The sequence below is a fragment of the Thioalkalivibrio sp. ALE17 genome, from assembly GCF_000425605.1.
In the GTDB taxonomy this organism is placed as follows: domain Bacteria; phylum Pseudomonadota; class Gammaproteobacteria; order Ectothiorhodospirales; family Ectothiorhodospiraceae; genus Thioalkalivibrio.
In genome coordinates this window covers 92,432-104,691 of the sequence record NZ_AUDT01000004.1, presented here as the reverse complement: position 1 = coordinate 104,691, position 12,260 = coordinate 92,432, and the positions used below count along the sequence as shown (strand labels likewise).

The following is a 12,260-nucleotide window of genomic DNA, read 5'->3' as shown; positions in this document are numbered from 1 at the left end:
GTATGCCGCTTCCGCTCATCCATCATCCGCGCTACACGATCGAACTGCCGGATGGGCATCCATTCCCCATGGCAAAGTTCCAGGTCCTGCGGGACCGGCTGGAAACCGAGCTGGGCGACACGACAATCGACTGGCTGCAACCGGAGATCGCCCCTCGGGGGGCTCTGGCCCGCGTGCATACACCGGCCTACCTGGATGCCTTCCTGTCCGGCCAGACCAGCAAGGCCGCCCAGAGGCGCAGCGGGTTCCAGTGGTCGGAAGCGCTGGTGGAGCGCGTGCGACTGGAGACGGGCGGCACCCTGCTGACCGTGGAGGCTGCACTGAGCGACGGCCTGGCTCTGAATACCGCCGGCGGCACCCACCATGCCCACGCGGGGTTCGCGAGCGGGTACTGCCTGATCAACGATATTGCCGTCGCAGCGGCCCATGCGCGCGCTATGGGATGGGTCCAGCGTGTCCTGATCATCGACCTCGACGTCCACCAGGGCGATGGGACGGCCGCCATCTTCGCGGATACCCCCGAGGTGGTGACCTTCTCCATGCACGCGGGCAGCAATTTCCCGGCGCGCAAGACGCCCGGCGACCACGACATCGAACTCGCCCGCGGCACCGGCGATGATGCGTATCTGGCCACCCTGCGAGATGCCCTTGCGACCCTGATCGACGCCGTGCGCCCGGACCTGGTGGTGTACGACGCCGGCGTCGATGTACATCAAGCGGATCGGCTGGGGCATCTGGATCTGACCGATGCGGGCCTCGAGGCGCGTGACCGGCACGTGCTGCAGGTCTGTCGCGAGAGGGCCGCGCCCGTGGCAGCGGTGATCGGCGGGGGTTACGACCGCGACATCACGGCGCTTGCCGATCGCCATGCGCTTCTCCATCGGACCGCCGCGTCCCTGTGACCGAGAAAGAGGACCGAGAAAGAGGGCACCCATCTTCCTCCCGGTGCCCACGGTCATCCCGGCCGGAGCGAAGCGGAGAGGGGGATCTCTGACGTCCGCTCCTGCCTCGGCGGCCGAGATCCCGGATAACCGCTGCGCGGTTTCCGGGATGACCACGGAAGAGGACACCCATCTTGTTCACATGCCGCCACAGCCCCCTTCTCCGGTAGGAGCCCAGCCCTCTGGGCGATGGGGCGCCGGACATGCCCGATCGGCGAGAGGGCTCGCCTCCTACAGTAGGGAGGCTTCAGCCTCGGTGACGAACAGGCGCAAGAGCTTTGGGGCGGTATCGTCGTTTCGGTGATGGCTGGCTTCTCGCGCAGCTCGCTGACGGAACCTGCGGGGATCAGGGGCTTACCTTTGGATTTCGCGGGCCGGTGCTTGTCTTTTGCCGCTGCCTCGGCCAGAGGGCCGACCTGAGCTGTTGAGCGCGCGCCGCGCTGTGGTAGCTGTCTCTACGAATAGTCCCATCAAGGCGCCACTTATAGCCCGTAATGGTGACACGCCCAACGCCGTGGCCTATCCGACGTCAGGATGCGTCGAGTCGGTTGTTGCGCCACCGCCGGTCCTGCGGCACCCTCGCCAGACGGTCGCCCTTGGCGGGCGCGTTCCCATCGGTATCCTCCGAGCGAAGGCCATGAGTGAAGCGACAATGACGGCGGTGGCCCGGCAGCGACTGCTCCTTCAGGGGCAACTGTCGACCGCCCTGGCGCGGCTGGTGGACCCCTGCGCCGAGAGGTGGGGCGATCGTGAGGCCCTCGAGCAGCGACTCGCCGTGGCCCTGGGCGCGCTGCCGTCCTGCAAGTACCTCTATGTGCTCGATCCGCGCGCTCACCAGGTGACCGCCAACGTATCCCCGGAAGGCTCCTTGCCGGACCAGGCCGGGCGGGATCGCAGTACCCGGCCCTACATGGCCGATGCCCTGGCCGGGGCCGAGTTCTCCATGTCGTCGGCCTACATCAGCCGCAATCGGCGCCGCCCTACCCTGACGGCCGTGCAACGTCTGACCCAAAGCGACGGCACACTGCTGGGATTCCTGGGGGCGGACTTCGACCTGCGGGAGCTGCCCCTGACCCGCGACCTCTATCAGCAGCCGGACCAATGGATGCAGCTGAAGGGGGATCCAGCGATCCGCGGGGGCCTATTCAACCAGCATCGGGTGGACAGCCCGCTCGACACCCGGATCGACGAGGTACTGGATCTCCTGACCGAGCTGGTGGCCGCCCACGGCGTATTCCACGGCAAGCTGCATTTCTCCAGTTCCCGGGCCACCTTGTGGCTGCGCGACGACCCGTTCCGCTACCGCTTGCTGGACTACGAGGACCTCACGGATCCCGGGATCTGTCTCGCCTATCCCCAGCGGTCCTACCCCGAGGAGGCCTTACTCTCCACGGATCAGGTCGCAGCGGTGTTCCGTACCTTCCGCGAGCTGCGCTTCATGGACGACACGATCTACCTGCGCTCCGGCTCCCTCAATATCTTCAACGGCATGGTTGGCCTCAACTTCTCCTGTGATGGGTCCCACTACATGAGCGGGCAGGAGTTTCTCGCCAAACGCCTGGACTTCTGGCTGGGCTCCGGAGAAGAGCACGAACGCCCGTAACCCCTCGGTGCCTGGATGTCTGCCTTCGGATTGACCCCACATCGCCCCGAGCGGAGAGACGGCGAAGCGTGAGGAAGTGGGCGCCCTTCTCCTTCCACGCGCCACACCGTCATCCCGGCCGGAGCAAAGCGCAGAGCCGGGATCTCTGGCGTCCGCCCCGGCCCCGGAGCCCGAGTTCCCGAATAACCGCTGTGCGTTTCCGGAATGACCGCCTGTTCGGAACTTCGCCTGCAAGCAGGCTCCTACGGGGGTTGGTGGTCTGGATCGATGAGTGGCCGCTATATGCTGCTGGCGCGCTGGCTGGCATCCTGACCGGCGGTCGTACTGGCAGGTCTCGCCACCACCAGACAGGAGGCGCGAGCCCCGTGGGTGGCGAGTACGGTCCATTCCTCGACCACCAGCCCGGCCGCCGCCAGCTGGGCACGGAGATCCGCCTCGTAGGTCACCTGCCCGAAATCGATGGTAGTGAGCCGTCGCAGCAGCGGCTTGAACCACTCCATCCAGCGAGAGGGCCGACGCTGGATGGTCTGCGTGAACAGGAAGCGACCGTCCGGTCGTAGCTGGCCAGTGGCATGGCGCAGGGCCTGTTCTGGATCGGGCAGCAGCATGAAGCTCGCCGAGAAATACACCACGTCGTAGGGGCCGCCCGCGTGGTCGTACACGGATTCCTGACGCGCCTCGACGCAGTCGGCCAACGGTGACTCCGCCAACCGCCGCTGGGCCCGACGGACGTAGTCGCCGTCGATGTCGATCCCCGTGACACGCAATTCCTTGCGTCTGACACCCGGTGCGTTGGCCAGTAATGCCCCGGCCGTGCCGATCCCCACGTCCAGAACCCGTGCCCCGTCGGGAATCCGTTCCAGCGCCGCCGCGTACCAGCGGGCCGTCAGCCGCAGGATCAGGAAATCATAGATCGCGCTTCGCATGGTATGCCTCGAGCGGTACCGGTGACGATTGACGGAGCGAGCCCGCCCTACCGAGCCGGCCGTAACGCCCTACTCTACCGCGTACACATGCAGGACAGCCGCGCTGTTCGACGAGCACCGAAGCCGTACCCCGGAAGCCGCTCACGGATCCGGGTCCGGGAACAGGTCCATCTGATCCCGCGTACGCGCCTGCCTCGTCCGGCCCGGGGTACGCGCAGAAGGGCGGCGCCGGCTGCCATGGCGCTGGTGGATACCGGCCGTCTCCTGACGGGAAGCCCCGGTCCCGCGCACCGACTTGAAGCGTTCACGTGCCAGCCGCGCCGCGTGCTCGTGATCCACCACCGGCAGCGGATAGTCGTGGCCAATGCGGCAACCGGATTCACGCTGCAGGCCCTCTGTCATCTTCCAGGGCTGGTGAATCCAGTCGCCCGGTACTCGCGCCAGTTCCGGTACCCATTGCCGAATAAACACGCCGTCCGGATCCTGATCCAGCGATTGCTTCACCGGGTTGTAGATGCGCAGGGCGTTGATACCCGTCGTTCCCGACTGCATCTGCATCTGGCTATAGTGGATGCCGGGCTCGTAGTCCGTGAACATGCGTGCCAGATGCTGCGCGGGCCGGCGCCAGTGGAGCCAGAGGTGATATGAGGCGAACGCGACGACCATCGCGCGCATACGGAAGTTGATCCAGCCGTGATCGCGCAAGGCGCGCATGCACGCATCGACCAGGGGGTATCCCGTGAGGCCGTCTTGCCAGGCACGAAAACGGTGCTCATCAAAGGCGTCTTCACGCAGTCCATCGCAAGCACGATGCAGGTTCTGGAACTCGATGTCCGGGGCATCTTCCAGCTTCTGCATGAAGTGGCAGTGCCAGTGCAACCGCTCCTCGAACTGGCGCAGCGACCTCTTCCATGCAGCCTGCCGGCGATCCAGGCCGCGCGGCGCGCCCACCTCCCTCTGACGTTCGCGCGAGGCCTGCAGCACGCGGCGCAACGAAACCGTGCCGTAAGCCAGATGCGGGCTCAGCCGCGAACTGGCGGTCCAGGCCCGCGCGGGGCTGCTGATACCACCGGCATAGTGCTCTGCGCGCTCGCGCAGGAAATCGCGCACAACGCGGCGCCCGGCTTGCAATCCCGGGGACTGCAGATCGATCGCGGCGTCGGCCGCAACACCCGCCGGAGCCTGCGGCAGGCGGTCGACCCCGCCGGCCACCGCGGGTCCAGCAGCCAAAGCCCCAGGTGCGCCAAAGGGGCGTTCACGCATCAAATCCTCCCACTGGGACGCCCAGCCATCGCGGTTGCGCAGCCCGCGCACGACCCCATGCTGACGATACTCGCGCCACGGGACACCGCCATCGCGCAGCAGGCGTGCGACCGCACGATCACGGTCATAGGTCCAGCGATTCCCGGTTTCCTGATGGCTGTACACGGCTGCAACCGGGATCTCGTCGAGTAGCTGCTGGAGCACCTCCACCGCAGAGCCCTCGCGCACGACGAGGGACCGACCAAGATCGGACAAGGCCTGATCCAGTTCCAGGAGGCTGGCCCGGATGAAATCCCAATGGCGCCGGCTCGTATCCGGCAGCTCCCAGTAGCCGGGCTCCACAATGTACAGCGGCAGTATGGGTCCCGCCTGTGCGGCGTGATGAAGCGGGCCGTGATCATCGACGCGCAGATCGCGCTTGAACCATACGAGGTGGACGGGCTTGGGCATCTGTCACGGACTCCGCAAGGTGGGGCTGGGCGGGCCTGCATGGAAGCCGCGGCCCGGTCTTCCCAGTGCGGACACCCGGCGGCGCTCGGGGTTCGTGCGGGGCAAAGCGACAACCCGCTCAGGGGCGGCTCGAAGGTCCCTGTTGAACTTGCCCTCCGGAGACGGGACGAACGCTTTGTCTTGCCCCATGTAAGTAGCCCGAAGGAGCCACGCGCGATGACGAAACGGACAGTCCTGGTGACCGGCGCAACCGGCGGGGTGGCAAGCGCGCTGTTGCGATCCCTCGATCCCGCATATGACCGGGTCGCTCTTGTCTCGCGCAACGCCGAGGGGCTGGAAGCCCTTCGCGGGCAGCTTCCGAATGACCTCGAGGCCTGTACGATCGCCGCGGATGTCAGTACCGCTGAAGGCGCGGATGCGGCCGTGGTCCGGGCCTCCGAACATTTCGGCGAGCCCCCCACGCGACTCGCTCACTGTGCCGGCAGCGCGCTGCTGGCCCCGTTGCACCGAACCACAGAGGCGCAGTATCGCGACTGCATGGCGGCCAACCAGGACAGCGCCTTTTACACTTTGCGCGCCTGGGTGAAGGCCCGACTCCAGACGGACGAACCCCGCGGCAGCGCCGTTCTGTTCAGCTCGGTCGTTGCTCAGATCGGCGTGTCCAATCACGAGGCGATTGCGATGGCCAAGGGTGCGATCGCCAGCCTGGTCCCGGCCGCTGCCGCGACCTACGCCGGCCACGGCATCCGGGTTAACGGGATTGCACCCGGGCTGACACGGACGGGCGCCACCGAACGGTTGTTTGCCTCCCCGCGTGCCGAGGCACAGATCGTGGCGCAGTATCCGCTGCAGCGTTACGGGCAGGCGGAAGACCTCGCGCGGGCTGTCACATGGTTGTTGTCCGACGAGGCCGGATGGGTCACCGGCCAGGTCCTGTCGGTGGACGGCGGGTTCTCCCGCGTGCGCCCAATGGTCCCGACAGGCGGCTGAAGGGTTGTGGCACGCATCGCGATCATTGGTGCCGGGATCTCCGGGCTCGCAGCCGCCCGGCGGCTGCACGATGCCGGTCATGACTGTCTCGTGCTGGAGAAGAGCCGGGGCCTCGGCGGACGCATGGCGACGCGGCGCACGGATGGCCTGAGCTTCGATCACGGGGCCCAGTATTTCACTGCTCGTGGGGCAGGCTTTCGCCGTCAGGTACAGGCCTGGCAAGCGCAGGGTGTGGTGGCGGAATGGGGAGCCGACAGGCTTGTGGGCCACACCGACATGACGGCCCCGGCCGGTGCCCTGGCTGCACCCCTGGAGGTGCGGCGCAACTCCCGAGTCGACGGCCTTCGACGTTCAGGCGGGGTCTGGTATCTACAGATCGAGTCGGTGCCTGAACATGCCGGCCTTGAGGGCCCGTTCGACGCAGTCCTGCTCGCCCTGCCCGCACCGCAGGCCGCAGAGCTGGCGGCCACCGCCGAGACGGGGTTTGCGGAGCTCGCGGGCGTTCGCTATGCCCCCTGCATTGCATTGATGGCCGCCGTCGAAGGCCGGACCGACCTGCACGAAACGTCGCGCGAATTGTCCGGGCAACCACTGGCATGGGTTGCCCGGAACGGCACCAAACCTGGCCGAGATGCGGAATCCGAGGCCCTCGTGGCCCACGCTGGCCCCGACTGGTCCCGCGAGCACATCCAGGAAGACCCGGATCAACTGGCCCATCCGCTACTGAGCGCCCTGCGGCCCCTGCTCGGCTCCGGCCGCCTGCTCCAGCATCAGGTCCACCGGTGGCTGTACGCGCGAGTCGAGCAGGCCGCCGGCCGCCCCTGCCTCTGGGACGCCGGGCAGCGCCTGGGCGCCTGCGGGGACTGGGCCCTGGGACCGCGCGTCGAGTCGGCATTCGACAGCGGCCAGGCCCTAGCGGACGCGGTCCTCGAGAACCTTCCCGCCCTGCACAGGGGCACCCCATGACCGGCCTCGTCGACACCGACGGCGACCCACCAGACGAACGCGCCGCCCTTTTCCCGCCGTCACGGGCGGCCGCCCTGGAGCGGCTGTCGGATTTTGTCCCCCGCGCGGGGCGTCACTATGCGGCCCAGCGCAACCGCGATCCCGGGCCCGGTGGACGCGACAACGTATCGCTGCTTTCGCCCTACATCCGCCACCGGATCATTAGCGAACACGAGGTGATCGCACGGGTCCTGGCCCGGCATTCGCCCGAGGCGGCCGAGAAGTTTATCCAGGAAGTCTTCTGGCGTACCTACTGGAAAGGGTGGCTGCAGATGCGCCCCCGCGTCTGGCGTGCCTTCGTGGCAGAACGCGACAGCGATCGGGCACGCCTCGCCGAAGACGATGGCCTGCGCGAGGCCGTCGCCGCGGCCGAGGCCGGGCGCAGCGGAGTCGACGGATTCGACCAATGGGCCCGCGAACTGGTCGCAACCGGGTATCTGCACAACCATGCGCGCATGTGGTTTGCGTCGATCTGGATCTTCACTCTGAGGCTGCCGTGGACGTTGGGGGCGGACTTCTTCCTGCGCCATCTGCTCGATGCCGACCCTGCCTCCAACACCCTGGGCTGGCGCTGGGTCGCGGGCATCCAGACGCCGGGCAAGACCTACCTCGCAACGACCGACAATATTGCCCGGTTTACCGACAATCGGTTCGGTCCGCAGGGTCTGGCGTCCGAAGCGCCCGCTATCCGCGACGAGAGTCCGCCTGCTGCTGGCGCCCTCCCGGGCCCGCGAACCCTGCCGCGCGGCCGGCGCGTGCTCCTCCTGTTGCATGGCGACGACTTCAGCGGTCAGGAAGTATTGCCGGAGGAGACCGACGTGGCGGCAATCGCCGTCGCCCGGCGCGGCCACCCTGACATGCCCTGGCCCTTTGGGGCCGCGACTGGCCACTGGGTAGACACGCTAGCCGAGGATGCGGCGCGGCGCGCGGGGGAGAGCCTGCAGCAGCCCGCAACCGTTCTCCCGCAACTCCATGCGGAGACCCTGCGGTCGCAGTGTGCCGCCGCCGGCGTGACTACCATCGCCACACCGGAGGCGCCTGTCGGGCCCCTGGCCGACGCCCTGGATGTCATTGCTCACGAGCTGGCGGAAGACGGAATCGAGGTCATTCCGCTGCGCCGGATGTGGGACGACCTCGCCTGGCCCCATGCCACCCACGGATTCTTCCGGTTCAAGCGCCAGATCCCGGAACTGCTCGCCCGGAACGGCCTGTAACGCCAGGCAGTCCGATCAAGTGGGGAGCGGTCGATTCAGCAGGTAGCGCTCCTGGTCGGGGCTCTCGATCGCACCGGGGCGGGCCTTGCGCACCGTCTGAATGGCCTCGTCCGGCGTGTATCCGCGTTCAATGAGCGTAAGGGCCGCGATGGTCCCCGCGCGGCCCTGGCCGCCACCACAGTGGAAAACGACGCGTTCGCCGGATCGCAACCACTGGTGGACCCGGGGACCGACGTCCCGCCAGCCCGCTTCCCAGGGACGGTCCGGGGTGGCCATGTCGCCGATCGGCAGGTGCAGCCAGTGCATGCCCATCGCCTGCACCGTCTTCCCGAGATCAGGCAGGCCAAGGCTCGTCAGTTCATCGTCCTGATTCAGGGTCACGACCACGCCTGCGCCCCAATCCCTCAGAGCCGCAAGATCGGCCTGAACATCCCGCGGCCCGCAGACCCGTTCATTCGGGCGTTTTCCGGGGCAGCGGGTCATGCCAATGGCCCCGCCCTCGGGAAGCGGAACACTGCCGATATCGAGAACGAGCGAATCGGTGCGTGGCGGGTTCACAAGGCGCTCCAGCGCGTCGGGAATGTCCCCTCAGTGTAGCGCCACTGCAGGCGGTGAGGTGCATTCCGGGACCCTCCGCGCGGGCCCGGTTTCTTGCGTGCGCCGCTGTACTGTTTTTATATACAGCATATGGAAGACACCCCGCCCCCTCAGCCCGCAAGCCCGGCGTATGCCGAGTTGACGAGCGTCAGCAACTTCTCGTTCCTGCGCGGGGCCTCGCACCCGGAGGAGCTGGTCGAGCGGGCCCAGGCGCTGGGCTATCGCGCGCTGGCGCTGACCGATACCGCCTCGCTGGCCGGCGTGGTCCGCGCCCACGCGGCGGCGAAGGACTGCGGGTTGCACCTGATCCTGGGGGCGACCTTCCGGCTGACACACGGCCCCGCCCTGACCCTGCTGGTGCGTAATGCGGCGGGCTATGCCGCGCTGTGCCGTCTGATCACCCGGGCGCGCGGGGCGGCGGACAAGGGGCACTACCACCTGACGCAAGCGGACCTCGACGCCCTGCCCGCCGAGGCCCGTACCGGCTGGCACGTCCTGCTGCGCATCGAGCCCGAGATCGCGGAGCCGACGCTCGCCGAAACGGCCCGCTGGCTGGCCGGGTGGGCCGTGCCGGACCAGGCCCATCTGGCAGTCAGCCAGTTGCGCACGCCGGAGGATGCCCCGCTCGCGACCCGCGCACGGCAGCTCGCCGACACGACGGGGCTCCCGATCGTCGCCTGCGGCGATGTGCACATGCACGCTCGCGGCCGGCGTGCCCTGCAGGACGTGCTGACCGCGCTGCGCCTGCGCACCACGGTTGCCGAGGCGGCCCCGGCGCGCTTCCCCAACGGCGAGCGCTGCCTGCGCCCGCGCGACGACCTGGCCACGCTGTATCCCGCCGCCTGGCTCGCAGCCAGTGTGCGGATCGCACAGGACTGCGACTTCTCGCTGGATGCGGTCACCTACCGCTACCCGACCGATCCCCTGCCCCGGGACACGAGCCCGGCCGCCTACCTGCGCGAGGAGACCCTGAAGGGCGCGCGCGGGCGCTGGCCCGACGGCATCCCGCCGAAGGTGTCCGAGCAGATCGAGCGCGAGCTCGGGATCATTGCGCAGCTTGGCTACGAGCCCTACTTCCTGACGGTCTACGACATCGTGCGCTTTGCCCGCGGCCGCGGGATCCTGTGCCAGGGGCGCGGCTCGGCGGCGAATTCCGCCGTTTGTTATGCGCTCGGGATCACGGCGGTAAACCCCTCGCGCTCCAGCATGCTGTTCGAGCGCTTCATCTCCGCCGAGCGTGGCGAGCCGCCGGATATCGATGTCGACTTCGAGCACGAGCGCCGCGAGGAGGTGATTCAGTACATCTACCAGCGCTACGGCCGCGAGCGCGCGGCGCTGGCCTGCACGGTGATCCGCTACCGCCGGCGCAGCGCCCTGCGCGACGTCGGCCGCGCCCTGGGCATCTCGCGCGCGCGGCTGGATGCGCTGACCGCCAACCTCGCCTGGTGGGACGACGGCATCCCTGCCGAGCGCCTGCGCGAGGTCGGGCTGGACCCGGATGGTGCCCTGGCCCGACAGTGGCAGGCGCTGACCGCCGAGCTGCTGGGCTTCCCCCGCCACCTGTCGCAGCACACCGGCGGCTTCGTGATCGCCGAGGGCCGGCTGGACGAGCTGGTGCCGATCGAGAACGCGGCGATGCCGGAGCGCTCGGTGATCCAGTGGGACAAGGACGATCTCGACGCGGTGGGGCTGTTGAAGATCGACGTGCTGGCGCTGGGCATGCTCTCCTGCGTGCGCCGCGCGCTGGAGCTGATGGCGCGCCACCGGGGACGCGACTGGGGCCTGGCCGACATCCCCGCCGAGGACCCGGCGGTCTACCGCATGCTGCAGAAGGCCGACACCCTGGGCGTATTCCAGATCGAGTCGCGCGCGCAGATGAGCATGCTGCCGCGCCTGAAACCGGCGAACTTCTACGACCTGGTGATCGAGATCGCCATCGTGCGTCCCGGTCCGATCCAGGGCGAGATGGTGCACCCGTATCTGAAGCGCCGTGCCCACCCGGAGCGGGTGCGCTATCCGAATGCCGAGATCCAGCGCGTACTCGGGCGCACCCTGGGCGTGCCGATCTTCCAGGAGCAGGTGATCGAGCTGGCGATGGTCGCTGCAGGCTTCTCCGCCGGCGAGGCGGACGGGCTGCGCCGCGCGATCGGGGCCTGGCGGCGCACCGGCCAGCTCGCACGCTACCGCGAGCGCCTGATGGACGGGATGCGGCAACGCGGCTATCCGGAGAGGTTCGCCGAGCAGCTGTACAAGCAGATCCTCGGCTTTGGCGAGTACGGCTTTCCCGAGTCGCACTCGGCCAGCTTTGCGCTGATCACCTATGTCTCGTCCTGGCTCAAGTGCCACGAACCGGCGATCTTTGCCTGCGCGCTGCTGAACAGCCAGCCGATGGGCTTCTACGCCCCGGCACAGATCGTCGCCGACGCCCGCCGCCACGGCGTGGAGGTACGGCCGGTGGACGTGCGCTGCAGTGACTGGGACTGCACGGTGGAGCCGGTGGCCGGGAGCGACGCGCTGGCGCTGCGCCTGGGCCTGAACCGGGTTGGCGGGCTCGCGCGGGCCGTGGCCGAGCGCGTCGTCGCCGCGCGCGCCGAACGGCCTTTCGCGGACGTGCCGGATCTGGTCGCCCGCGCCGCCCTGACCCGCGCCCAGGCCAACCGCCTGGCCCGCGCCGACGCCCTGAGGGGCCTGGCCGGCAACCGCCATCAGGCGCGCTGGGCGACCGAGGCGGTGGAGGAACCCCTGCCCCTGTTCGCCGACGCCCCGGCCGAGACGGTGCGCGAGGCCGACGTGACCCCGCTGCTGCCGCGCCCGGATGCGGTGGACGACCTGGTGCAGGACTACGCCACCACCGGGCTGAGCCTGGGCCCGCACCCGCTGGCGCTGATGCGCCCGTTCCTGGAGCAAAGACGTTTACCCACCGCCGCCCGGCTACTGGAGCGCCCCGGGCACCCGGGCGCCCGCTATGCCGGCATCGTCATTACCCGCCAGCGGCCCGGCTCGGCCAACGGCACGGTGTTCCTGACCCTGGAGGACGAGAGCGGCACGCTGAACCTGATCGTCTGGCCGGACCGGGTGGAGCGCTTTCGCGCCGAGGTCCTGCACGGCCGCCTGCTGGAGGCCCACGGGGAATGGCAGTACAGCGAGGGGGTCGGCCACCTGATCGTGCAGCGCCTGATCGACCGCAGCGCCTGGCTGGGCGAGCTGACCACCCGCTCCCGCGACTTCGGCTGAACCGGCATTCGTCATTGGCGCAGCGACTAAAGGGCCA

9 protein-coding genes are annotated in these 12,260 nt (G+C 68.6%); 6 read left to right on the top strand and 3 right to left on the bottom strand.

From position 1 onward, the window contains the following. The first annotated feature begins 2 nt into the window (after positions 1–2). The gene (locus tag H609_RS0105235; RefSeq protein WP_028484470.1) at positions 3–902 is read left to right on the top strand and encodes a histone deacetylase; all 900 of its coding nucleotides are present in this window, start codon (positions 3–5) and stop codon (positions 900–902) included. Between the two features lie 691 nt (positions 903–1,593). Then, positions 1,594–2,544, top strand: coding sequence for a PDC sensor domain-containing protein (locus H609_RS0105230; RefSeq protein ID WP_028484469.1), 951 nt, complete (start codon positions 1,594–1,596; stop codon positions 2,542–2,544). A gap of 278 nt (positions 2,545–2,822) precedes the next feature. Here H609_RS0105230 and H609_RS0105225 read toward each other — a convergent pair whose 3' ends face one another. Continuing rightward, complete coding sequence (locus H609_RS0105225) at positions 2,823–3,470, bottom strand: bifunctional 2-polyprenyl-6-hydroxyphenol methylase/3-demethylubiquinol 3-O-methyltransferase UbiG (protein ID WP_018867434.1); 648 nt, start codon at positions 3,468–3,470, stop codon at positions 2,823–2,825. A gap of 141 nt (positions 3,471–3,611) precedes the next feature. Further along, positions 3,612–5,183, bottom strand: a complete 1,572-nt coding sequence (locus tag H609_RS0105220; RefSeq protein WP_028484468.1) for a deoxyribodipyrimidine photo-lyase — start codon at positions 5,181–5,183, stop codon at positions 3,612–3,614. A 216-nt stretch (positions 5,184–5,399) separates the two neighbouring features. Here H609_RS0105220 and H609_RS0105215 point away from each other — a divergent pair, with 216 nt between their 5' ends. Genes H609_RS0105215 through H609_RS0105205 form a run of 3 tightly spaced genes read left to right on the top strand, consistent with a single transcriptional unit; the run spans position 5,400 to position 8,392 of the window. After that, positions 5,400–6,173, top strand: coding sequence for an SDR family NAD(P)-dependent oxidoreductase (locus tag H609_RS0105215; protein ID WP_018875397.1), 774 nt, complete (start codon positions 5,400–5,402; stop codon positions 6,171–6,173). 6 nt (positions 6,174–6,179) lie between these two features. Then, positions 6,180–7,139 carry an NAD(P)/FAD-dependent oxidoreductase gene (locus H609_RS0105210; protein WP_028484467.1) on the top strand — a complete coding sequence of 320 codons (960 nt, stop codon included), beginning with the start codon at positions 6,180–6,182 and terminating at the stop codon, positions 7,137–7,139. Next, positions 7,136–8,392, top strand: a complete 1,257-nt coding sequence (locus tag H609_RS0105205) for an FAD-binding domain-containing protein (protein WP_028484466.1) — start codon at positions 7,136–7,138, stop codon at positions 8,390–8,392. Before H609_RS0105210 ends, H609_RS0105205 begins: the two co-directional genes overlap by 4 nt. 15 nt (positions 8,393–8,407) lie before the next feature. Here H609_RS0105205 and H609_RS0105200 read toward each other — a convergent pair whose 3' ends face one another. After that, entirely contained in the window at positions 8,408–8,950 is a 543-nt protein-coding gene (locus tag H609_RS0105200) for a cyclin-dependent kinase inhibitor 3 family protein (protein WP_028484465.1), read from the bottom strand. A gap of 129 nt (positions 8,951–9,079) precedes the next feature. Here H609_RS0105200 and H609_RS0105195 point away from each other — a divergent pair, with 129 nt between their 5' ends. After that, positions 9,080–12,223: an error-prone DNA polymerase gene (locus H609_RS0105195; RefSeq protein ID WP_028484464.1), complete on the top strand. Its 3,144-nt coding sequence runs from the start codon at positions 9,080–9,082 to the stop codon at positions 12,221–12,223. Positions 12,224–12,260: the final 37 nt, after the last annotated feature.